This is a genomic window from Ruegeria sp. AD91A, from assembly GCF_003443535.1.
Lineage (GTDB): Bacteria > Pseudomonadota > Alphaproteobacteria > Rhodobacterales > Rhodobacteraceae > Ruegeria.
In genome coordinates, this window is sequence record NZ_CP031946.1 from 1,699,518 (window position 1) to 1,721,461 (window position 21,944).

Genomic DNA, 21,944 nt, shown 5'->3' on the forward strand with positions numbered 1-21,944 from the left:
TTAAAGCACCGCTGCCCCTTGAGTAGTAACCCATCGTCAGTAGCCCGACGACAAAGATGCCAACCAAAAAATAGAGTACAGTGTTGTCCATGACGAAACCCGTGCCGCAATGTCGTTTAGTCACAATATGATAGAATTTCGTGTCATGTCTAACCAAGAAAAAGCCCCGCACTATGGCGGGGCGGTCACTCGTTACCCCCTCATCCCCCAAAAAACCCGCGTTGTTCGGAGGGAAACCAAGTGAACAACGCGGGCAGACAGTTAGGGGTAAATTGTGTACGGCGTTAATTGCACTTTGGATCAAAATTCCCCGCGCCGCCCTAATCTGGGATGATAGGCAACGCGGGGACTTAGTCTGGTCATGGGACTGCCCAGACTAAATGGGGCAAGTGTGTTACGGGTCGTGTCGCTTGTTGGATCAAACTGTTGCAATTTGCGTTCACCTGCATTTGAGGGCGCTGTTCAACCAGCCAGTTCTAAGTTTTCCAACAGAACTTTTGCCAGCATTCCGTTTGTGTTGAACCGTCGGACCCATGCATACCGCCCGCTTAAACGTTCGACGCGCTGAACCGCGTGCGGGACACCACGACCACAGGGTTTGGTGTTCGTCAAACGAGGTTTTTACCACTACTCAAACCGCCATTCTTAGAGAAATATTATGTCTCGAAGTGAGTGAAAAACGAAACTTCATGACAAGGCGAGAAGGATGAACTAGGAATCTAACAAAGAAAAAGTTCTGGACGTATTGTGGAACACATTGCCTTTACCTTTGAGATGGGGGTCGTTTGTACCCTTCTGGCTTTCACCGTTTTTTTGTTCGTCTCCGAGATCATCAGGATCGACCTTTCCGCCATATTGGTTCTGGTTCTCATAGGCTTGCTCAGCTACGCGCCCGGGCTGGGAAATCTGGCGGATGTAACCCTTCTGTTCGACGGCTTCGCATCCAATGCCGTCATCTCGATCATTGCGGTAATGATCGTCGGTGCTGGTCTGGACAAGACGGGGATCATGAACAAGGTTGCTGCCGTTATCCTCAAATATGGTGGCAAATCGGAAGGCAGGGTTGTTCCAATCATCTCAGGAACCGTTGGCGTCATTTCTTCGTTCATGCAGAATGTCGGCGCCGCTGCTCTGTTTCTTCCCGTTGTCAGCCGTATTTCTTCGCGGTCAGGTATACCGCTGTCACGCCTGCTGATGCCGATGGGATTCTGCGCCATTTTGGGTGGCACAATGACGATGGTCGGGTCGTCTCCACTTATCCTGCTGAACGATCTGATCCTGACGGCAAATGACAGTTTGCCGTCATCTCAGAAAATGGAGCCCTTCAGCCTGTTCTCGGTCACACCGATCGGTGCAGTTCTGATCCTGACGGGAATTGGTTACTTTTTGCTGTTGGGACGCTGGGTTTTACCCGTGGCTGAAGGGCCTGACAATACGGGCACCGGACAAGGGACACAGGAATACCTGCAAAGGGTCTATGGCCTCAAAGCCGACGTGTTCGAAGTCGTAGTGCCCGAGGACAGCCCCTTGGTCGGAGAGATTCTGGCCGACATCAACCACGAAAACCACCTGTACATCATTTCCACCTTCTATCGCGGCAAAACCTCGATGGTTCAGGTTTTGACAGCCGAAATTGCGGCCCCGTGTCGGCTGGCCATCGTCGGCCGCCGTTGGGAGGTCGAGACGTTCGCCAAGAAATACGGGCTTACCGTTCTTCCGGATTTGGACATTTTTGTCGAAGAGTTCGCCCCCACCAATGCAGGCGTGGCCGAGGTGGTCGTCACGCCAGACAGCAAGCTGATCGGCAAATGCCCCCGCGAGCTTTTGTTCCGCAAGACCTATGGCATGTCGCTGCTGGCCATTCACCGCGGCGAAGAGACGCTGAGCCATGTCGAGACCGAGGATCACGAATCCACTCAGATCGGGCTCGAAAAGTTTCAGGCCGGTGACATGCTCGTGGCGCATACCAGATGGGACAACCTGATGCGGATCAAGCGCGACCCGGACTTCGTCGTTGTGACAACGGACTTTCCCCAGGACGAACTGAGGCCGCAAAAAGTCGGTTGGGCCCTGGCATTTTTCGCCATTTCGCTGTCATTGATCCTGTTCACGGACGTCCGGCTTTCGCTCTGCCTTCTTACCGGAGCGGTAGGCATGATGTTGACCCGTGTGCTCAGCGTGGATGAGGCATACCGCGCGGTCGGGTGGAACACCGTATTCCTGCTCGCCTGCCTCATACCGTTGGGACAAGCTGTACAGAACACAGGCACGGCTGCGTGGATCGCCCAGCAGATCATGATAATTCTGGACGGCTGGCCGCTCTGGTCGCTGCAAACCGGAATCGCTGTTCTGGCGACTGCTTTTTCTCTGGTCATGTCAAATGTCGGGGCCACTGTCCTGCTGGTGCCTTTGGCGGTATCGATTGCGATAGCGGCTGGTGGGAATCCATCGGTTTTTGCACTGACCGTCGCCATTTCCACATCGAACAGCTTCATCATCCCAACCCATCAGGTAAACGCATTGATTATGGGTCCGGCAGGATACAAGGTGATGGATTTCGTGCGTTCCGGCGGGATCATGACTGTGCTGTTTCTGGTCGTTTCGCTGCTCATGATCAACGTCATCTATTAGCGCGAGAGGATCCGGGGTGTTCGGCGGTCTTTTCCCATCATCGGGACAGGTTCTGTCGAGGCATCAGCTCAACACAGTGTACGACCCTTGCAGAGATACCGTTCGTCGCCGGGCCCATCTCAGGCTGAACCCCGCACGACATGCCGCCCATCGACGCCCACAGGTCGCTTTCTACTCCTCCGCATCATTGTTACGCGCGACTCGCTTGACAAGCAGGCCAGCGGTGCCGCATGTCCCTTTCGTTGGTGTCGGTGACAGCCGATGAAAAGGGAATGCGTCAACGGTCATGCCGCCAAACGCAGCCGCCCCCGCGACCGTGAACGGAGAGGATGCCCAATGCCACTGGCCCAAAGGCCGGGAAGGCGGGACATCCGACAGAGGCCCTCCTCTGGCATCCGCAAGCCGGGAGACCTGCCAACAACCGAAGTTGAAACCGGGCGGGGTGTTCCGGTGTCGGGTCCGTGACCAATCGTGGCCCGCATGAAACCCCGTCCCCCGCGAAGAGGATTTGGGGGGATGAGAGACATGACCGAGACCACACCAGTCGAGTTGCTGGTCTGTACCACCTGCCGTCGCGGCCTGCCTGTCGAAGATGACGCGCAACGCCCGGGCGCTTTGTTGCACAAGGCCCTGAAACAGGCTGACCTGCCCGACGGTGTCACCCTGAAAGCCGTAGAATGCCTGTCAAACTGCGATCAAGGTTGTTCGATCGTATTGCGCGGCGGGCCGGGCCGCTGGACCTTCGTCTATGAAAACCTGAGCGAAACAGATCATGTCGACGTCATTGTCGACGGTGCGACCAAGTATCTGGCCACTGAAGATGGTTTGGTGAAATGGCGCGAACGCCCCGAACATTTCCGAAAAAACTGTGCCTCGCGCATTCCCCCGATTGGAGCCTGACATGTCGAACCTCGAAAAACTCCCCGTTACAGTGATCACCGGCTTTTTGGGCTCGGGCAAGACCACTTTGGTGCGTCATCTGATGCAGAACCCGCAGGGCAAGCGCCTTGCTGTCGTGGTCAACGAGTTCGGCGATGTAGGCGTCGATGGCGACATCCTGAAATCCTGCGCCATTCCCGATTGCCCGGCGGAAAACATCATGGAACTGGCCAATGGCTGCATCTGCTGCACCGTGGCAGATGATTTCATTCCCACCATCGAGGCCCTGATGGCTCTGGAACCGCGCCCGGATCACATCCTGATCGAAACCTCGGGACTGGCGCTTCCCAAACCATTGCTGAAGGCGTTTGACTGGCCCGACATCCGCTCGAAAATCACCGTGGATGGCGTGATCGCCCTAGCCGATGCCGAGGCTGTAGCCGCCGGTCGCTTCGCGCCCAATGTCGAAGCGGTGGATGCCCAGCGCATGGCCGATGACTCGATCGACCACGAAACGCCCCTGTCCGAGGTGTTCGAGGATCAGATCTCCTGCGCCGACATCATCCTGCTGACCAAGCCCGACCTCGCCGGCCCTGAAGGCGTGGTAAAAGCACGCGAGATCATCGCCGCCGAGGCGCCGCGTCCCCTGCCCGTGGTCGAAGTGGCCGAAGGTGCGGTGGACGTTCGCGTTGTGTTGGGTTTGGAAGCCGCCGCCGAGGATGACATGGACGCCCGCCCTTCGCATCACGACGGCCACCATGATCACGAGCATGACGATTTCGAAAGCATCATCGTCGAGTTGCCCGAGCAAGCCGATCCGACCCAACTGGTGGCCAAAATCGAGCGCCTCGCCAATGAGCTGAACATCCTGCGGGTCAAAGGGTATGCCGCCGTTCAGGGAAAGCCCATGCGTCTGTTGGTACAAGCCGTGGGTGCGCGGGTACGTCACCAGTATGACCGTCCGTGGGAACCCGGCGAAGAGCGCCGTTCGCGTCTGGTCGTCATCGCCGAGCATGACGACATCAAAGAGGCGGAAATCCGCGAAATCCTCGTGGGTGTGCGTGAGGCTGCCGAGTAAGACCCATGCACGTCGTCTTCCGCGAAAGCCACGGGCTCGAGGAAACCGAGACCCCGACCGATCTGGGCCAGAGCCCAGCAGAACTGGTGGTGCTGTCTTTCTCGGACAGCGACCTGGGTGCTTTCGCGGCGGGCTGGCATCGTGGTGGCGGACCGGATGGGCGAATGCCGACCCTGCGGCTGGCCAATCTGACAGCTTTGAAACACCCGCTGTCCGTTGACACCTATGTCGAGCAGACGCTCGAGGGCGCCAAGGGCATTCTGATCCGTCTGATCGGTGGCGTGCCCTACTGGTCCTACGGCCTGCAGCAGGTTCTGGCACTGGCGCAGGCCAAAGGCATCGCTCTGGCCGTCCTCCCAGCGGACGGGCGCGAGGATACGCGGTTGGATGACTATTCCACCTTGCCCGTCTCGACCCTGCGGCGGCTGGCGCATCTGTGCGATACCGGCGGCGAGGTCGCGGCACAGGCCGCACTGGCACAGATGGCTCTGGCGGCAGGGCTTTATGCCGGTCCGGTGATGGGCGCCAAGACCTTGCCCGAATGTGGCGCGTGGTGTCCGGGTCGCGGCGTAATCCCGGTGGAAACCGCGTTCGAAGATAACGCTAAACGCATCCTCGTCACCTTCTACCGCGCTTACCTGACCTCGGCAGACACCGCCCCGATCGCCACCCTGATCCGCAGCCTGCGGGCCCGTGGATTCGAGGCGATGGGCCTGTTTGCCCCGTCGCTCAAGGCGCCTGTGGCCGCCGACTGGTTGCGGGAACAGGTTGTTGCGCTGAAACCATCGGCAATTGTCAATGCCACTGCCTTCTCGGGCAAAGGTGCGTCGGGAACATCGCCTCTGGACGCAGCAGATGTGCCTGTGTTTCAGGTCGCTCTCGCCACCTCGCGCCGGAAAGCGTGGGCCGAAGCAGAACGCGGGCTGTCCCCCGCCGATCTGGCCATGCATGTGGTACTGCCCGAGGTGGATGGGCGGATCTCGGCGGGAGTCGCGTCTTTCAAGGAACCCGGCAAACGCGATCCTCATCTGGAATACGCGCGCTTTGCACATCGGCCCGAACCGGACCGGATCGAAGCGATCATCGACCGTGTCTCGGGCTGGCTTGCACTGAACGATAAACCCAAGGCAGATCAGATTCCCGCGCTGGTCCTGTCCACTTATCCCGGCAAAGACTGGCAGATGGCCCATGCGGTTGGCCTTGACGCGCTGGCCTCGGCCCAAGCGATGCTGTCCGATCTTCGCGAAGAAGGCTATGACATCGCGACTGGCGAGCCGATTGCCGACACTCTTCTGGACGCACGGATTTCGTGGGCGCTCGAGGATTATCTGGATGCGCTTGCGGATTTGCCCGAGACCCTGCGCACCGATCTGCACACCGCATGGGGCGCGCCCGAAGATGATCCGGCCTGTGCCGATGGGGTCTTTTATTTCACCGCACTGCGACGCGGCAAGGCGCTGGTCGCGCTGCAACCCGAACGCGGCACGCCCGAGCTGCGTGATGACGACTATCATGACCTCTCGCGCACCCCGCGCCACAGCTATGTCGCCTTCTATTTGTGGCTGCGCAAAGGGTTGGGCGTGAACGCGCTGATCCACATCGGGGCACATGGAACGCTGGAATGGTTGCCCGGAAAATCGGTCGCTTTGTCTGCTCATTGCTGGCCCGAGGCGCTGATCCGCGATCTGCCGGTGATTTATCCCTTTATCGTCAATGATCCCGGTGAAGCCGCGCAAGCCAAGCGCCGGATTGGAGCGGTCACGCTGGGCCACATCCCGCCCCCGATGAAGGAAAGTGGCACGCCGGATCGGATGGTCCGGCTTGAATCGCTGCTGGATGAGTTTTCGAACGCCGACGGGCTTGACCCCAAACGCCGTGACCGCTTGCAGGAAGATATCCGTGATGAAGCTCAGGCCATTGGCTTGGAAAGCGATCTCGGCCTTGATCAGGCAACCTGCACCGCCGAAGCGATCACACGTATCGACCGCTTTGTCTGTGACATCAAGGAAAGCCAGTTTGGCGACGGGCTGCACATCTTCGGGCGCGTGCCCGAGGTGACGGGCAATTTCGATCCGGCCCCGTCGGCCCACGCTGAACGCGACGCGCTGATCAAAGCGCTCGGGGGAAAACGGATCGATGCCGGGCCTTCGGGTTCACCCTATCGTGGTCGGTCAGATGTTCTGCCCACCGGGCGGAACCTTTACACCACTGACCCGCGGTCGGTTCCGACCCGTGCGGCCTATGCGCAGGGTGTGAAACTGTCCGAGGAACTGGTGCGACGCCATCTTCAGGAAGAAGGCGATTACCCAAAGGGGCTGATCGTCGATCTGTGGGGGTCAGCCACCATGCGCACGGCGGGCGAGGAATTTGCCATGGCGCTGCACCTGCTGGGCGTCAAACCCGTATGGGACAAAGGGTCCGAGCGGGTCTCCGGCATCGAGGTTCTGCCTATCACTGACCTGAGCCGCCCGCGCCTGGACGTGACCTTGCGGGTGTCAGGCCTGTTCCGGGATGTTTTCCCGACGCTGTCCGCTTTGTTTGGCCAAGCGGTTCGCGCATTGGCCGCGCGTGATGAGGCGGCGGACTGGAACCCCTATGCCGGGCAGGAGCCGGTGGCGCGGGTCTATGGACCTGCGCCCGGAAGCTATGGCGTCAACATGACCGAACTTTCCGAGGTGTATACCGACGAGGCCCGTGCACAGGCCGGTGAAGCGTGGCTTGAGGCCAGCTCTTTTGCATTGGAAGGCGAACACATATCGCAGGACAAGGACGGTATCACCCAACGCGTTGCAAATGCGGACAGCTTTGTCCACTTGCAGGACCTGACCGAAACCGATCTTCTTCTGGCCAACGATTATGCCACACACGAGGCGGGTTTTGCCGCCGCCAAGAAGATCGCCGGCGGAACCGCGCAGCTGTACCATCTGGACAACACAAATCCGGAAAATCCTCGTGCCCGCACCTTGCCTGAAGAAATCAGCCGTGTCGTCCATGCCCGCGCCGCCAATCCCGGCTGGATCGCCGGAATGCAACGCCATGGTTTCCGCGGAGCCGCTGAAATCGCAGCGACGCTGGATCATATGGCCTCATTCGCGCATTTGTCCGGCACGGTCGCACCACATCTATTTGACCTCTACCACGATGCCACGCTGGGCAACACAGAGGTGGACGCGTTCCTGCAAGAGGCCAATCCCAAAGCTCGTCAGGCCATGCAGGACCGGTTCCGCGCGCTGCTGGAGGCCGGGCTTTGGAACACGCGCCGGAATTCCATCCGGGCCGATTTGGAGGAATTGAGATGAGTGCACCAATTGTTCAGGGCTGGTGCCCCGGCACCCATCGTCCGATGATGTCCGGTGACGGTCTGGTCGTCAGGGTCAGGCCCCGGCTGGCGCGTCTGGACGCCGATCAGGCTCTGGGACTGTGCGATCTGGCGGACCGCTTTGGCAACGGCTCGATCGATTTGACCAATCGCGCCAATCTGCAAATGCGGGGCGTGGACGAGGAAGACCACCAGTCTCTGCTCAAAGAGCTTGCCGCGCTGAACCTGCTGGATGCGGAACCCGGCATCGAAATACGCCGCAATATTCTGGTTACACCGCTCTATCAGGCGGGCGATTTGACCGCTCGGTTGACCCGTGACCTGATTGACCGGCTTGCGGAGCTGCCGGCCCTGCCTGCAAAGTTCGGCTTTGCAATCGACACAGGCCCCGAACGTCTGCTGGAGTCGGATTCGGCGGATATTCGTCTGGAAGCCGGTGCGGACGGCCTGATCCTGCGCGCTGACGGGTGCGAAACCGGGCGGAGCGTGACCGAGACCGACGCCATTGACCACGTGATCGCGCTGGCAATGTGGTTTTCCAAAACCTACACACCCGAGACACGCCGCATGGCGCGTGTCATCGACGCCCTGCCGCAGGAATGGCAAGGGTGTGCGCCCGGTTCTGTTGGCGCAAAGCTTCAACCCGGCCCCTGTGAACTGGGTGCTCTGTACGGCGCGGCTTTTGGGTCGCTGCCTGCGCGCAAGCTGTATGATCTGATCGAGGACAGCGGTGCTTGCGCCCTGCGCGTCACACCGTGGCGGCTGATCCTGCTGGAAGGCGGGGCGGCGACACCTGCCTCGGCGTTTGTCGAAGATGGAACCGATCCGTTGATGACCACCGACGCCTGCCCCGGCGCACCGTTCTGCCCGCAGGCACAGGCAGAGACGCGCGACATAGCCCGCGCATTGGCTTCGCGTGTTTCCGGACGTCTCCATGTTTCAGGCTGTAGCAAGGGATGCGCCCGCATGGGCCCCGCTGACATCACATTGGTAGGCGATAACGGACGATTTGATCTTGTCAAACAGGGCCGCGCGGGGGATGAGCCCTGCCAGCGCGGGCTTGACCCCCAAACACTCATGACCATGGACTTCACCTGATGCCCTATACATACGAAACCGATGGCGCAGCGATCTACAAGGAAAGCTTTGCCACCATCCGGTCCGAGGCTGATCTGGACCGGTTTGATGCCGATGAAGAGCAGGTTGCCGTTCGGATGATTCACGCCGCGGGTATGGTCGGGCTGGAAGAGTTCGTGCATTTCTCGCCCGGCTTCGTGCAAACGGCCCGTACTGCATTGGAAAACGGTGCACCGATCCTGTGTGATGCGCGCATGGTCAGCGAAGGCGTCACCCGCTTCCGCCTGCCCGCCGATAACGGGGTGATCTGCACCCTGCACGATGAACGCGTACGCCCGCTGGCCGCCGAGATGAGCAACACCCGTTCCGCCGCTGCGCTGGAGCTGTGGCGGCCGCATCTGGAGGGCGCGCTGGTCGCCATCGGCAATGCGCCCACCGCGCTTTTTCATTTGCTGAACATGCTGGAAGACCCGGATTGCCCGCGCCCTGCCGCGATCATCGGCTGCCCGGTAGGCTTTGTCGGTGCGGTGGAATCCAAGGATGCGCTTTGGGAAGCCCAACCGGTGCCGTCCTGCATTGTCAAAGGTCGTCTGGGCGGCAGCGCCATCACAGTGGCGGCCGTCAACGCCATCGCAAGCCGGGCAGAATGAAGATGGGCACCATATACGGCGTGGGCCTTGGCCCCGGCGACCCGGATTTGATGAGCGTCCGGGCGGATCGCCTGCTGCGCAATGCAAAACATGTGGCGTTCTTCCGCAAACCCGGTCGCAGCGGCCAGGCACGCAAGATCGTCAACGGGATGATCCCCGAAGGTGCGATCGAGTTCCCTATGGAGTATCCCGTGACCACCGAGATCCCGGTGACAGATCCGCGCTATAACGAATTGCTGGCTGCGTTCTACGAAGACTGCACCAAGCATCTCAAGTCCCTGTCCAAACAGGGTGAGGACGTGGTTGTTCTGTGCGAGGGTGATCCGTTCTTCTATGGCTCGTTCATGCATCTTTACAGTCGTCTGCGCGAAGACGCGCCGGTTGAAGTTGTACCCGCCATTACGGGCATGTCCGGAGCCTGGACTGCGACAGGAGACCCGATCACCTGGGGTGATGATGTTCTGACCGTGCTGGTTGGCACCCTGCCCGAAGACACGCTGGCTGAACGCATGGCTAAAACCGATGCATTGGTCGTGATGAAAATCGGGCGCAACATCGACAAGGTGAAACGCGCTCTGAAGACCGCTGGCCTGTATGACCGGGCATGGATCGTGGAATATGCGCAGATGCCAAACCAGACGGTGACTAAGCTGCCTGAAGCCGGCGAGAAGATCACCCCGTATTTCTCGATCATCGTCGTGCACGGTCAGGGGCGGCGACCATGAGCGGCTGGGTCAAGATTGCCGGTCTTGGGCCGGGTGACGAGGCGCTTGTTACGCCAGAAGTAACGGCAGCACTGGCCGAAGCCACCGATGTTGTGGGCTATATTCCTTATGTGGCGCGTATTTCCGAGCGCCTGGGCCTGACACTGCATGCCAGTGACAACCGGGTCGAAATAGACCGTTCGCGACACGCGCTGCAAATGGCCGCAGATGGCAAACGCGTGGTCGTTGTATCCTCGGGTGATCCCGGCGTGTTTGCCATGGCGGCGGCCGTTTTCGAAGCGCTGGAAAACGGCCCCGCAGAATGGCGCGACCTTCAGATCGATGTGCTGCCGGGGATCACGGCGATGTTGGCTGCATCCGCACGCGCGGGCGCCCCAATGGGGCATGATTTCTGCGCCATCAACCTCAGCGACAATCTCAAACCATGGTCATTGATCGAAAAACGCCTGCGTCTTGCTGCACAGGCGGATTTCTCGATGGCCTTTTACAATCCACGCTCGAAGTCCCGCCCGGAAGGCTTTGTAAAGACGCTGGAAGTCCTGCGCGACGAGTGTGAGCCCGAGCGTGTGATCCTGTTCGCCCGCGCCGTATCGCGGACAGATGAAGAGATGCGTATTTCGACACTGGCCGAAGCCACGCCCGACATGGCTGATATGCAGACCGTGGTGATCGTGGGTTCATCCCGCACGCGTGTCATCGAGCGCGATGGAGCACCCATCATTTACACTCCTCGCTTCACCCCTGATGAGGATCAGGGATGAAACAGCCAGTCCAGAACCTGTCCGACCTGCGAAAACTCGGTCCGCTTCGGCAGAACCGGGCGATTGATCATCAGCACGGGCAGGCCCAGCGCCCGCGCCGCATCCAGCTTGGCGCGCGCGCCCGAGCCGCCTGCGTTCTTGGACACGACCAGCTGCGTCCCATGGTGCTGCATCAGCGCCCGGTCGTCAGCTTCGGCAAACGGCCCTCGGGCGACGACCACCTCTGCGTTCGGCAAGGGCAAAGTGTCGGGCTCATCCACAAGGCGCAGCAGGTAACTGTGTTGAGGCTGGGTCGAAAAATCTTCAAGATGCATTCGGCCAACTGCAAGGAAGACACGCTGAGCATCGCCGGACAATGCGTCGACGGCGGCAGCGATATCGGGCACGTTATGCCAGATATCGCCGGGCTGCGACATCCAGGCCGCCCGGGTCAACGCGGCCAATGGCGTCCGCGTCGCGGCGCACGCCTCAATCGCGTTCCGGCTCATCCGGGCCGCAAATGGATGGGTCGCGTCCACGACATGGGTGATGGCATTGTCACTGACATAGGCGGCCAGACCTTCCGGACCGCCGAAACCGCCAACCCTTACCGGCAAGGGCTGCGGACGCGGGTTTTCGACCCGTCCAGCGTAGGAATACACAGCCGCAATCCCTTGTTCCGAAACAGCTTTGGCCAGCGCATTGGCCTCGGTCGTTCCGCCAAGGATCAGGAGGTTTGTCATGTCTGAATCTCCGTGGCTGACCGTTCTTGGATTGGGCGAAGACGGGTTTGATGGCCTGTCGACTGCCAGCCGTCAAGTGCTGGACCGGGCCGAAGTGATCATGGGGCCGCCCCGTCACATGTCGTTGCTGCCTGAAACAGGGGCGGAACGTGTCGAATGGCCAGCGCCGTTCTCGGATGGGCTGCCGATCCTGAAAGGATTGCGTGGCCGGCAGACCGTTGTTCTGGCCTCGGGCGATCCGTTTTGGTTTGGCGCAGGCTCCGTCATTGCGCGCAATTTCGATGCCGGTGAATGGACCGCCCTGCCCGGCCAATCCACCTTTTCTCTCACCGCTGCCCGGCTCGGCTGGCCTTTGGAAAACACTCTGACTTTCGGCTTGCATGCCGCCCCACTGACCCGTTTGCGACCGCATCTGGCCCCGGGACTGCACGCGATCCTGTTGCTGCGCGACGGAAAAGCCGTGGCGGAACTGGCTACGTATCTGACCGAGACAGGCTTTGCCGACTCGGCCCTGCATGTGATGCAGGCCCTAGGTGGCCCGCGCGAAAACACCCGAACAGTCACCTTAACCGAAGCGCTGTTGGGTACGTTCGACCATCCGGTCTGCGTCGGGCTGGAAGTCTCCGGTGCAGGACCCGCCCTGTCCAAAGCGTCTGGTAAACCGGACGCCATCTTTGAGACGGACGGGCAGATCACCAAACGCCCGATCCGCGCGCTGACACTCTCGGCGCTTGCCCCGCAACGGGGCGAGCATCTGTGGGATATCGGAGGGGGCACTGGTTCGATCAGCATCGAGTGGCTGATGTGTGACCCAACCCTGACCGCAACCAGCATAGAACCCCGCGCTGACAGAGCAGATCGCATTCGTCGGAATGCAATTGCATTGGGACAGGATCGGTTGAACGTCATCCATGGCACCGCGCCCGCTGCGCTGAACGGGTTAGAGTTGCCTGATGTGGTTTTCATCGGGGGGGGCTCAGTGCAGACCTGCTGAACTGGGTGCACACGAATCTACCCTCTGGCACGCGTCTGATCGCCAATGCGGTGACTTTGGAAAGCGAGGCCACACTTGCCCATTGGCATGAGAATCTGGGCGGTGAACTCCTGCGGATCGAACTCGCACAATCTGCGCCGCTTGGACCACGCCGCGGCTGGAAATCCGCCTACCCGGTAGTGCAGTGGAGCGTAACGCTATGATCGTTGCCGGTTTGGGATTCTCGTCTGCCGCCACAGTCGACAGCCTGCGCGCCGCATATGATGCGGCGGCAGCGAGCCGGGATGTGACCGCCCTGGCAACTGTTGCCGACAAGGAAGGTCATTTCGCCCTGACAGTTTTTGCCGAAGAACTGTCCCTTCCACTGCATTTCGTTGGTGCCGCCGATCTGGCCGGTCAACGCACGCTTACCTGCTCGACCCGCAGCCGCGCCACCTATGGCACCGGAAGCGTGGCCGAAGCATCCGCATTGGCCGCCGCCGGAAAGCTTTTTGGCTTGGGCGCGCGGCTGCTTTCACCCAGACAGATTTCAGACGACCGGCTGGCGACCTGTGCCATAGCCATCGGAGGACAGACATGACCGTTCATTTCATCGGCGCCGGACCGGGCGCTGCCGACCTGTTGACACTGCGTGGACGCGACATCATCGCATCCTGCCCCGTTTGCCTCTATGCAGGCTCCCTGGTTCCGGAAGAAATCCTCGACCACTGCCCCGAAGGTGCAAAGATCGTGAACACCGCTCCAATGGACCTGGATCAGATCATGGCCGAGATCGAGGCCGCACATCAGGCCGGCCAGGACGTGGCCCGTCTGCATTCCGGCGACCTGTCGGTCTGGTCGGCGATGGGGGAACAGATCCGCCGCCTGAAAAAAATGGGCATCCCGGTCAGCGTAACCCCGGGCGTTCCGTCCTTTGCCGCGGCTGCGGCGGCTTTGGGAACTGAACTTACTTTGCCCGGCCTGGCGCAATCCGTGGTTCTGACCCGGACGCCGGGCCGCGCATCTTCCATGCCCGAAGGCGAGTCGTTGGAGAATTTCGCACGCACAGGGGCGACACTTGCCATTCACCTGTCGATCGGCAATCTGGACAAGGTCATTGCTGACCTGATCCCAGCCTATGGCACTGACTGCCCAGTTGCCGTGGTCTATCGCGCAAGCTGGCCGGATGAACGGATCATCCGCGCGACGCTGGAAACGCTCAAGGAAGCCTTGGACGACGGCATCTCGCGCACTGCGTTGATCATGGTTGGTCCGGCATTGGCGGGCGAAGGCTTTGACGAAAGCTGCCTTTATTCGAAAGATTACGACCGCCGCTATCGTCCACAAAGTGCCGAGAGCCCCTGGTCGAGCTGGAGCCATGGTGATGATTAACCCTCCGGGCCTTCTGATCTCCGCACCGTCCTCCGGCACAGGCAAGACAACGGTCATGCTGGGCCTGTTGCGAGCGCTGGCCGAGGATGGCCTGACCGTTCAACCGTTCAAGAGCGGACCGGATTATATTGACCCCGCCTTCCACCGAGCAGCGGCTGGGCGGGCTTCGTTTAATCTGGACAGTTGGGCGATGGGTGACCCGCTGTTGAACGCAATTTCAGCTCAGGCCGAAGGCGCTGACATCGTGGTGGCCGAAGGCTCGATGGGCCTGTTCGATGGCGTGGCCAAGCCGGGCGAGTTGGGTCATGGGTCAAGCGCCGAGACTGCCGCACGGATGGGTTGGCCGGTCGTACTGGTTCTGGATGTTGGCGGTCAGGCGCAATCTGCTGCGGCCACAGCGCTGGGGTTCAAGATGTACAACCCCGATCTGCCCTTTGCGGGAGTGATCCTGAACCGCTGCGCCAGCCCCCGGCACGAGCGCCTGACACGGTTGGGGATGGAACGTGCAGGCTTGCCGGTACTCGGTGTTCTGCCGCGCCGAGGCGACCTTACCCTCCCCGAGCGTCACCTGGGTTTGATTCAAGCCGTCGAACACCCGGATCTGGAAAGTGCCATTGTGGGATATGCTACATTTCTGCGCGAACATGTGGACCTGGAAACGATCAAACGGGTGGCTTCCTCAGGCCCCATTGGGCCATCGTCAGACGCGCTGCCGCGCCCTCCGGCCCAGCGGATTGCACTGGCTCGCGATGCGGCATTTTCCTTTACCTATCCGCATTTGCTGGAAGGCTGGCGCGCAGCAGGGGCCGAGATACTGCCCTTCTCACCTCTGGCCGATGAAGCTCCGGCGACGGATGCCGATCTGGTCTGGCTACCCGGCGGATATCCGGAACTGCATGCCGGGACGTTGGCTGCTGCCGGAACGTTCCTCGCTGGTCTGCGCAAGCACGCGGAAACAAGGCCTGTGCATGGGGAGTGCGGTGGGTATATGGCGCTGGGTCATGCGCTGATCGACAAGGATGGCGTGCGGCATGAAATGGCTGGCCTGCTGGGGCTGGTGACGTCGTACCAAAAACGCAAATTCAACCTGGGCTATCGCAAGGCCGAACTTTTGGCCCCGATGCCGGGATTTGCACAGAATGCGGCGTTGCGCGGGCATGAGTTCCACTATTCCTCGATCGTGGATCAGCCTGACGCGCCACTCGCCCGTGTGTTTGATGCCGAAGGCGCAGAAGGGCCTCAGACCGGCTCTGTTCGCGGCAATGTCACCGGTACGTTCTTTCACCTGATTGCGGAGGCATCTGAATGAGCGGATTTGTCTCTTTCGTCGGATCCGGCCCTGGTGATCCGGAATTGCTGACACTGAAGGCCGTAGATCGCCTGCAAAAGGCCGATGCGGTTTTGTTCGATGACCTCAGCAGCGGGCCTATATTGAGCCATGCGCGCGAAAACGCGGATCTTGTGGGCGTGGGCAAACGGGCCGGTCGACCGTCCCCCAAGCAGGACCATGTCAGCCGGTTGCTTGTGGACTACGCCCAGACCGGCCAGCATGTCGTGCGGCTGAAGTCCGGCGATGGCGGCATGTTCGGGCGCCTGGAAGAAGAGCTTGTTGCCCTGCGTAATGCAGGCATTGAATTCGAGATCATTCCCGGCATCCCGTCTGCCGTCGCTGCCGCAGCTGCCGCTGGCATTCCGCTGACGCGTCGTCTGACCGCACGGCGGGTGCAGTTCGTGACAGGACATGATGTCAGTGGCGCGTTGCCGGACGATCTGAACCTGACAGCACTGGCCGATTCTCAGGCCACCACCGTCGTATTCATGGGCAAACGTACTTTCCCGCTTCTGGCAGAAGCTTTGCATTCCCGCGGCCTGCCTTTGGATACGCCTGCCCTAATGGCTGAATCGGTTTCGACCCCGGATCAGAAGCTGACGAGCGCCACCATCGGCGCCCTGGCCGAACAGCTGAAATCCGAGATCGGCACAGCTCCGGCCCTAATCCTTTATGGGCCGCTGGCTGAGTGCGAAGATGATTGACCTGAGCCTGGTTGGCATCGGCACCGGCAATCCGGATCATGTGACCTTTCAGGGTGCGCAGGCGATCCGGTCGGCCGATCTGATCCTGATCCCCCGCAAAGGTGAGAACAAGGCCGATCTGGCCGGGCTGCGTGAGGAAATCATTGATCGGGTAACCGAGACACCGCCGGAGATTGCCTATTTTGACATCCCCAAGCGCCGCGCGGATGACGGCTATCTGCATGGCGTAGACGAATGGCACGACGCCATTGCACTGCGCTGGCAAGAGGCGATCGAGGCCCACCCGGAGGCGCAGCACATTGCGCTGCTGATTTGGGGCGATCCGTCCCTGTATGACAGTTCGCTGCGCATTGCGGCGCGGCTGGACCCCAAGCCCAACACCAAGGTGATTCCGGGCATCACAGCCTTGCAGGCATTGACCGCGGCTCATGCGATCCCGATCAATGATCTGGGCGCACCCTATGTCGTGACCACCGGGCGCCGTATCAGGGATGAAGGCTGGCCTGAAACCGCTTCAAAAGTCGCCGTCATGCTGGATGGGGAATGCTCGTTCCAATCCCTTGAAAGGGCAGAGTATGACATCTGGTGGGGTGCCTATGTGGGTATGAAAGAAGAGCTGTTGATAAGTGGCCCGTTGGATCAGGTCGCGCAGCGGATCCTTGATACGCGCGCCCGCGCCCGAGCCGATCATGGCTGGATCATGGATATCTACGTGCTGAAGAAACGCGAGGTGCAGCGCCGCTCGGCGAACACGGTTTCGTGACTGCGCAGAACTCTCAAGTCTGGCACACAGGTCAAAGCAAGATACCGGAGACGCGTTGATGAAAACCTTCATTCCCCTGCTCTGCCTGATCGCTTTACCCCTTTGGGCTCAAGACACGCCCGAGGGCTGGGCCGTATACCCATCCCAAAAGCCGTACGCCGAGCTGGTTGACGCAACCAAAGCCGCGATCAAGGAAAACGGACTGATCGTCGTGACTCAGGCGGGCCCGACCAAAGCGGCGGCAGCACGTGGGATTACCCTTCCGGGAAACCGCGTGATCGGGGCCTTCAACAATGACTACGCCGTGCGGGTTCTGGAGACCTCGGTCCACGCGATGATCGAGGCTCCGATCCGGTTTTACGTAACCGAGAACGAAGACGGGACGGCGACCCTGTCTTACAAGACCCCCAGCTTTGTCTTTACGCCTTACGCATCGGAAGGTGGGCAAGACCTGGTGAATATTGCCACAGAACTTGACACAAAGTTTCAATCGATCGCTGAAAGCGCAGTCAAATAGTCACACTGCCGTGAACCGCCTTGCGTCCAGAGGCGTCCTCCGCAATCTGCTTCGAAACAGTTTCTCGGAGCATGACTGATGCAGGACTCCTCGCCCCGCGCTGCGGATCTTCTGGCCCAACGTCTTTATGAAGCGGGCTGTCGTCACGCCTTTGGGATGCCGGGGGGCGAGGTCCTGACGCTGGTCGACGCACTGGAAAAGGCAGGGATCACCTTTCATCTGACCAAGCACGAAAACTCTGCCGGGTTCATGGCAGAAGCCGTGCATCATCGCGACGGTGCACCTGCGATTCTGGTGGCCACGCTGGGTCCGGGTGCAATGAACGGGATCAATGTGGTGGCGAACGCTTTGCAGGATCGTGTGCCGATGGTCGTTCTGACCGGATGCGTCGACGCGGACGAAGCGTTGACCTATACCCATCAGGTCATGGATCACAGCCGGGTTTATCGCTCGATCACCAAGGGCACTTATACACTGACAGCCAAGGGCGCGGATGTCATTGCCGACAAGGCGGTGTCATTGGCCATGCAGCCACGACTGGGCCCGGTTCATATCGACGTTCCGATTTCAGTGGCCGACACGCCTGTAACCGGCGTGAAACGCCGCCGGCTGGCCAAGGTCGCGCCGGTCAGCCCCGGCGGTGAATGCCTTGAGAAGGCCCGCCGCTGGGTGGCCGAGGCCGAACGCCCCATTGCCATTATCGGCCTGGATGTCCTCTATGACGACTCGCGCAGTGTGGTACAGGCGTTCCTGGAACATTTTGGTATTCCTTTCGTGACGACCTACAAGGCCAAAGGTGTCGTGCCCGAGGATCACCCGCTGTGTCTCGGCGGCGCAGGACTATCGCCGCTGGCTGACAAGCATCTCGTGCCTCTGATCGAACAATCGGACTTGGTATTGTGTTTGGGATATGACCCGATCGAAATGCGCACCGGTTGGCGTGAGATCTGGGATCCGGAAGAAAAACGCGTCATCGATATCTCTGCCGTGGTCAACGACCACTACATGCATCAGGCTGGATTGAACCTTGTCGCCGACACGGGCGAGACATTGGAGGCAATTGCCAAAGGCAACCCGGCCCGTGAAACATGGCCAGGCAACGAGCCAGCGCAGGTTAAAGCCTCGCTGGCAAAGGCCTTCTCCACCGATGAAAGCTGGGGGCCCGCTGCCGTAATTTCCGAAACACGTTCTGTCCTGCCGCCTGAAACACTGGCCACCGCCGACAGTGGCGCTCACCGCATTCTGTTGAGCCAGATGTGGGCGTGCAACGAAGAACGCGGGTTGATCCAATCCTCGGCGCTCTGCACTATGGGCTGCGCTGTTCCTATGGCCATTGGCCTGAAACTGGCAGAGCCCGACCGCCCGGTGATCAGCTTCTCGGGCGATGCCGGGTTCCTAATGGTTGCAGGAGAATTGTCGACTGCTGCTGAAATGGGCGGCAACCCGATTTTTCTGGTTTTCGTCGATGCCAGCCTTGCCCTGATCGAGTTGAAACAACGCCAGCGACAGATGCGTAGCACGGGCGTCGATTTCGGCCATCATGACTTTGCCGCCATGGGCCGGGCCTTTGGCGGCAATGGCCATACGGTTCATAACAGGACAGAGTTGCGCGCCGCACTGGAAGCTGCTGTAAAGGCTGAGACATTTACAGTGATTGCCGCTGAAGTTGAGCGTGGAGGCTATGATGGCCGCATCTGAAGGCCCATTGAAGGGTGTCAAGGTTCTGGACCTTAGCCGGATCCTGGCAGGCCCCACCTGCACGCAACTGCTGGGCGATCTGGGTGCAAGCGTCATCAAGATCGAAAACCCGGCAACCGGGGGCGATGACACGCGGCAATGGGGCCCGCCATACGTGAGCGATGCCGAGGGCAACCGCTCGGATCTGAGCGCCTATTTCATGTCGGCCAACCGCAACAAGAAATCCGTCGCGCTGGATATCTCCTCGACCGAGGGTCAGGCGGAAATCAGACGGTTGGCGTCACACGCGGACATCCTGATCGAGAACTTCAAACCGGGCGGCTTGGCCAGGTATGGGCTGGACTACGCCACCCTGTCGCAAGAGTTTCCAAGCCTCGTGTACTGTTCAATCTCGGGCTACGGTCAAACTGGGCCGAATGCCAGCAAGCCCGGCTACGACCTGATGGCGCAGGGCTATGGCGGGATCATGTCGCTGACCGGCGACCCCGAGGGCGCCCCCATGAAAGTGGGCGTTGGCATCGCCGACGTGATGTGCGGGATGTATGCGACTGTTGGTATCCTGGCCGCACTGCGCCACCGCGACTTGACCGGCGAGGGCCAACAGATCGATCTGGCGCTGGTAGATTCTCAGATTGCCTGGCTGATCAATGAAGGCGTCAACTATCTGACGTCAGGCAATGTTCCGCAAAGACGCGGCAACGGGCACCCGAATATCGTCCCTTATGACGTTTACGAAACCGCCGATGGGCACGTGATTCTCGCGGTTGGAAATGACGGCCAGTTCAGAAAGCTCTGCGGCTTCATCAATGCTCCTGAACTGGCAGACGATCTGAGATTCGCGACCAACCCGGCCCGATTGGAGCATCGTGACGCACTGAATTCCATCCTTCGTCCTGCGGTGCAGGCGCTGGACACCCAGACCGTTATTTCCGGCCTGGAAGCTGTCAAAGTGCCCGTCGGCCCGGTGCAGACGCTGGATCAGGTGTTCAACACGGAACAAGTGGCTGCAAGACAAATGCAGATTGCCATGCAGGCCCATCCGGGTCAGGTCAACCTGATAGGGAATCCTCTGAACCTGTCTCGCACGCCTGTAACATATCGAAATGCTCCACCGGTCTGTGGAGCCGATACCGAGGCCGTTCTGAGCGCTGAAAACCCGTTCGAGGATTGAAATACTTGCACATTTAGGCGGCAAGTTGCTGAAACATGCCCTTGAATCGGCGATTTTTTTCGTCTTTTACGCACACGTCATTTCACCAATTCGAGAGCAGGGTCGATACTGTTACGCCGCTCTCGCACACTCTGTTACATCGAACAGTGTCAAATATCGCAATCAGATTGGACCCAAGCATGAAACAAGACGTTTTCGGACAGATGAACACCCTGACCCAGCCGGCGGCCGTCGAAGCGTGGAATGGTGTTCAGCTTGGGTTCATGGCTCATGCCGCTGTCACGCCTCAGCATTTGGGCAAAGTGCTTGAACTTGAGCCCGACTTCGCGCTGGGTCATGCGATCAAAGGTCTGTTCATGGCGCTGCTTGGACGGCGAGAGATGATGGCGGTTGCCGTCGAAGCGCTGGCTGCCGCCAATGCGGCGATGGAACGTCAGCCCGTAACTGAGCGCGAACGTCTGTATGTGGAGTCGCTGGCCCTGTATCTGGCCGGCCAACAGGCGCAGGCGGTTCAGACATTCGAAACAATCCTGCGTGACCATCCGCAGGACACTCTGGCGATGAAACTAAGCCACGCAACCCGCTTCGTTCTGGGTGATGCGGGCGGGATGCGCCGCTCGATCGAGCGGGTGATGCCCGCTTATGAACCGGATCATCCGGGGCGCGGTTATCTGCTGGGCTGTCATTCCTTCGCACTGGAGGAAACCGGCGCTTACGAGAAGGCCGAGATCTCAGGCCGACAGGCGCTGTGGATGGTGTCCGACGACGCCTGGGGCCTTCACGCGGTGGCCCACGTTCATGAGATGACAGGCAACGCGCAACTTGGCCTTGACTGGCTGGCCGGGCGTGAGGCCGCCTGGTCCCACTGCAACAATTTCCGTTACCACGTCTGGTGGCACAAGGCACTGATGCATCTGGATCTGGGTCAGGTTGATCATGTGATGGAGCTGTATGACGCCCATATTCGCAAGGACAAAACCGACGATTACCGGGACATCTCGAACGCAACTTCACTTCTGACTCGGCTTGAGCTCGAAGGCGTAGATGTTGGGAACCGCTGGGAAGAACTGGCTGATCTGAGTGCAGCGCGGACTGAAGACGGCTGCCTGATCTTCGCGGATCTACACTATTTGCTGGCGCTGACCGGTGATAACCGCGCCGACGCCACGGCCAAGATGCTGAGCCGCATGAACAAGGATGCAGCGCGCGCCAATGACGACATGACCCGCCGAATGGCGGATCCCGGTGTTGCCGCTGCCATGGGCCTCGAGGCCTTTGGTGACGGTCATTACGCCACGGCCTTTGATCATCTTTTGACGGCACGCGGTTCCATGCAACTGGCCGGTGGCAGCCACGCTCAACGCGATGTATTTGAACGCATTACCATCGATTCCGGTCTTCGGGCCGGGCGCCTCGATGCAGTCGAGCGCATTCTGGATGATCGCCGGGCCAAGCGCGCCGGAGGTGAAGACAATTATGCCATCGCGCGCCGCGCCCTGATCGACGCAGCCCGTGACAGTGGCGACGCACAAAGCGTCCCCGCCGAATAACAAG

18 protein-coding genes, 1 pseudogene and 1 riboswitch are annotated in these 21,944 nt (G+C 60.1%); of the genes and pseudogenes, 18 read left to right on the forward strand and 1 reads right to left on the reverse strand.

Features of this window, described 5'->3' with window-relative positions; all coding sequences use genetic code 11:
- Positions 1-774: 774 nt before the first annotated feature.
- The 8 genes from D1823_RS08485 to cobJ all read left to right on the forward strand — a co-directional run bounded on the left by D1823_RS08485 (position 775) and on the right by cobJ (position 11,120).
- On the forward strand, positions 775-2,631 hold the full coding sequence (locus tag D1823_RS08485) for an SLC13 family permease (protein WP_117869505.1): 1,857 nt from the start codon (positions 775-777) through the stop codon (positions 2,629-2,631).
- 226 nt (positions 2,632-2,857) lie between these two features.
- Positions 2,858-3,065, forward strand: a riboswitch (cobalamin riboswitch).
- Positions 3,066-3,156: 91 nt separating this feature from the next.
- Positions 3,157-3,531 carry a DUF1636 domain-containing protein gene (locus D1823_RS08490; protein ID WP_117869506.1) on the forward strand — a complete coding sequence of 125 codons (375 nt, stop codon included), beginning with the start codon at positions 3,157-3,159 and terminating at the stop codon, positions 3,529-3,531.
- A gap of 1 nt (position 3,532) precedes the next feature.
- Positions 3,533-4,588 carry a cobalamin biosynthesis protein CobW gene (gene cobW, locus D1823_RS08495; protein WP_117869507.1) on the forward strand — a complete coding sequence of 352 codons (1,056 nt, stop codon included), beginning with the start codon at positions 3,533-3,535 and terminating at the stop codon, positions 4,586-4,588.
- 5 nt (positions 4,589-4,593) lie between these two features.
- Complete coding sequence (cobN, locus tag D1823_RS08500; protein WP_117869508.1) at positions 4,594-7,887, forward strand: cobaltochelatase subunit CobN; 3,294 nt, start codon at positions 4,594-4,596, stop codon at positions 7,885-7,887.
- Positions 7,884-9,005: a cobalamin biosynthesis protein CobG gene (locus D1823_RS08505; RefSeq protein WP_117869509.1), complete on the forward strand. Its 1,122-nt coding sequence runs from the start codon at positions 7,884-7,886 to the stop codon at positions 9,003-9,005. The genes cobN and D1823_RS08505 overlap by 4 nt, the downstream gene beginning before the upstream one ends.
- On the forward strand, positions 9,005-9,634 hold the full coding sequence (locus D1823_RS08510; RefSeq protein ID WP_117869510.1) for a precorrin-8X methylmutase: 630 nt from the start codon (positions 9,005-9,007) through the stop codon (positions 9,632-9,634). Before D1823_RS08505 ends, D1823_RS08510 begins: the two co-directional genes overlap by 1 nt.
- Entirely contained in the window at positions 9,631-10,359 is a 729-nt protein-coding gene (locus D1823_RS08515) for a precorrin-2 C(20)-methyltransferase (RefSeq protein ID WP_117869511.1), read from the forward strand. The genes D1823_RS08510 and D1823_RS08515 overlap by 4 nt, the downstream gene beginning before the upstream one ends.
- A complete protein-coding gene (gene cobJ, locus D1823_RS08520) occupies positions 10,356-11,120 on the forward strand; it encodes a precorrin-3B C(17)-methyltransferase (protein WP_117869512.1) in 765 nt (254 codons plus the stop codon). Before D1823_RS08515 ends, cobJ begins: the two co-directional genes overlap by 4 nt.
- Here the strand turns inward: cobJ and D1823_RS08525 are convergent.
- Positions 11,111-11,842, reverse strand: a complete 732-nt coding sequence (locus D1823_RS08525) for a cobalt-precorrin-6A reductase (protein WP_117869513.1) — start codon at positions 11,840-11,842, stop codon at positions 11,111-11,113. The two genes, cobJ and D1823_RS08525, sit on opposite strands and share 10 nt — an antisense overlap.
- On the opposite strand from D1823_RS08525, the pseudogene cbiE reads away from it, so the two are divergent.
- The 10 genes and pseudogenes from cbiE (at position 11,841) to D1823_RS08575 (ending at position 21,940) form a co-directional block, all read left to right on the forward strand.
- A pseudogene (gene cbiE, locus D1823_RS08530) lies at positions 11,841-13,039 on the forward strand (precorrin-6y C5,15-methyltransferase (decarboxylating) subunit CbiE). The gene D1823_RS08525 and the pseudogene cbiE sit on opposite strands and share 2 nt — an antisense overlap.
- The gene (locus D1823_RS08535) at positions 13,036-13,416 is read left to right on the forward strand and encodes a cobalamin biosynthesis protein (RefSeq protein WP_117869514.1); all 381 of its coding nucleotides are present in this window, start codon (positions 13,036-13,038) and stop codon (positions 13,414-13,416) included. The pseudogene cbiE and the gene D1823_RS08535 overlap by 4 nt, the downstream one beginning before the upstream one ends.
- Positions 13,413-14,207 (forward strand): precorrin-4 C(11)-methyltransferase, encoded by a 795-nt coding sequence (cobM, locus tag D1823_RS08540; protein ID WP_117869515.1) that lies wholly within the window; start codon positions 13,413-13,415, stop codon positions 14,205-14,207. Before D1823_RS08535 ends, cobM begins: the two co-directional genes overlap by 4 nt.
- Entirely contained in the window at positions 14,194-15,516 is a 1,323-nt protein-coding gene (locus D1823_RS08545; protein WP_117869516.1) for a cobyrinate a,c-diamide synthase, read from the forward strand. Before cobM ends, D1823_RS08545 begins: the two co-directional genes overlap by 14 nt.
- Entirely contained in the window at positions 15,513-16,241 is a 729-nt protein-coding gene (cobA, locus tag D1823_RS08550; RefSeq protein ID WP_117869517.1) for a uroporphyrinogen-III C-methyltransferase, read from the forward strand. Before D1823_RS08545 ends, cobA begins: the two co-directional genes overlap by 4 nt.
- On the forward strand, positions 16,234-17,004 hold the full coding sequence (gene cobF, locus D1823_RS08555) for a precorrin-6A synthase (deacetylating) (protein ID WP_117872800.1): 771 nt from the start codon (positions 16,234-16,236) through the stop codon (positions 17,002-17,004). Before cobA ends, cobF begins: the two co-directional genes overlap by 8 nt.
- Positions 17,005-17,062: 58 nt before the next feature.
- On the forward strand, positions 17,063-17,521 hold the full coding sequence (locus tag D1823_RS08560; RefSeq protein WP_117869518.1) for a DUF302 domain-containing protein: 459 nt from the start codon (positions 17,063-17,065) through the stop codon (positions 17,519-17,521).
- A gap of 78 nt (positions 17,522-17,599) precedes the next feature.
- On the forward strand, positions 17,600-19,219 hold the full coding sequence (locus tag D1823_RS08565) for a thiamine pyrophosphate-binding protein (RefSeq protein ID WP_117869519.1): 1,620 nt from the start codon (positions 17,600-17,602) through the stop codon (positions 19,217-19,219).
- The gene (locus D1823_RS08570) at positions 19,206-20,390 is read left to right on the forward strand and encodes a CaiB/BaiF CoA-transferase family protein (protein WP_117869520.1); all 1,185 of its coding nucleotides are present in this window, start codon (positions 19,206-19,208) and stop codon (positions 20,388-20,390) included. Before D1823_RS08565 ends, D1823_RS08570 begins: the two co-directional genes overlap by 14 nt.
- Positions 20,391-20,569: 179 nt before the next feature.
- Positions 20,570-21,940 carry a tetratricopeptide repeat protein gene (locus D1823_RS08575; protein ID WP_117869521.1) on the forward strand — a complete coding sequence of 457 codons (1,371 nt, stop codon included), beginning with the start codon at positions 20,570-20,572 and terminating at the stop codon, positions 21,938-21,940.
- Positions 21,941-21,944: the final 4 nt, after the last annotated feature.

What these genes read in the sequence shown, in the direction of transcription:
- D1823_RS08560 (WP_117869518.1), top strand. Translation starts at nt 17,063, where the DNA reads ATGAAAACCTTCATTCCCCTGCTCTGCCTGATCGCTTTACCCCTTTGG.
- D1823_RS08525 (WP_117869513.1), bottom strand. Translation starts at nt 11,842, where the DNA reads ATGACAAACCTCCTGATCCTTGGCGGAACGACCGAGGCCAATGCGCTG.
- D1823_RS08545 (WP_117869516.1), top strand. Translation starts at nt 14,194, where the DNA reads ATGGTGATGATTAACCCTCCGGGCCTTCTGATCTCCGCACCGTCCTCC.
- cobM (WP_117869515.1), top strand. Translation starts at nt 13,413, where the DNA reads ATGACCGTTCATTTCATCGGCGCCGGACCGGGCGCTGCCGACCTGTTG.
- D1823_RS08515 (WP_117869511.1), top strand. Translation starts at nt 9,631, where the DNA reads ATGAAGATGGGCACCATATACGGCGTGGGCCTTGGCCCCGGCGACCCG.
- D1823_RS08535 (WP_117869514.1), top strand. Translation starts at nt 13,036, where the DNA reads ATGATCGTTGCCGGTTTGGGATTCTCGTCTGCCGCCACAGTCGACAGC.
- cobN (WP_117869508.1), top strand. Translation starts at nt 4,594, where the DNA reads ATGCACGTCGTCTTCCGCGAAAGCCACGGGCTCGAGGAAACCGAGACC.
- D1823_RS08565 (WP_117869519.1), top strand. Translation starts at nt 17,600, where the DNA reads ATGCAGGACTCCTCGCCCCGCGCTGCGGATCTTCTGGCCCAACGTCTT.
- D1823_RS08505 (WP_117869509.1), top strand. Translation starts at nt 7,884, where the DNA reads ATGAGTGCACCAATTGTTCAGGGCTGGTGCCCCGGCACCCATCGTCCG.
- D1823_RS08575 (WP_117869521.1), top strand. Translation starts at nt 20,570, where the DNA reads ATGAAACAAGACGTTTTCGGACAGATGAACACCCTGACCCAGCCGGCG.
- D1823_RS08490 (WP_117869506.1), top strand. Translation starts at nt 3,157, where the DNA reads ATGACCGAGACCACACCAGTCGAGTTGCTGGTCTGTACCACCTGCCGT.
- D1823_RS08510 (WP_117869510.1), top strand. Translation starts at nt 9,005, where the DNA reads ATGCCCTATACATACGAAACCGATGGCGCAGCGATCTACAAGGAAAGC.
- cobW (WP_117869507.1), top strand. Translation starts at nt 3,533, where the DNA reads ATGTCGAACCTCGAAAAACTCCCCGTTACAGTGATCACCGGCTTTTTG.
- cobJ (WP_117869512.1), top strand. Translation starts at nt 10,356, where the DNA reads ATGAGCGGCTGGGTCAAGATTGCCGGTCTTGGGCCGGGTGACGAGGCG.
- cobF (WP_117872800.1), top strand. Translation starts at nt 16,234, where the DNA reads ATGATTGACCTGAGCCTGGTTGGCATCGGCACCGGCAATCCGGATCAT.
- cobA (WP_117869517.1), top strand. Translation starts at nt 15,513, where the DNA reads ATGAGCGGATTTGTCTCTTTCGTCGGATCCGGCCCTGGTGATCCGGAA.
- D1823_RS08485 (WP_117869505.1), top strand. Translation starts at nt 775, where the DNA reads ATGGGGGTCGTTTGTACCCTTCTGGCTTTCACCGTTTTTTTGTTCGTC.
- D1823_RS08570 (WP_117869520.1), top strand. Translation starts at nt 19,206, where the DNA reads ATGGCCGCATCTGAAGGCCCATTGAAGGGTGTCAAGGTTCTGGACCTT.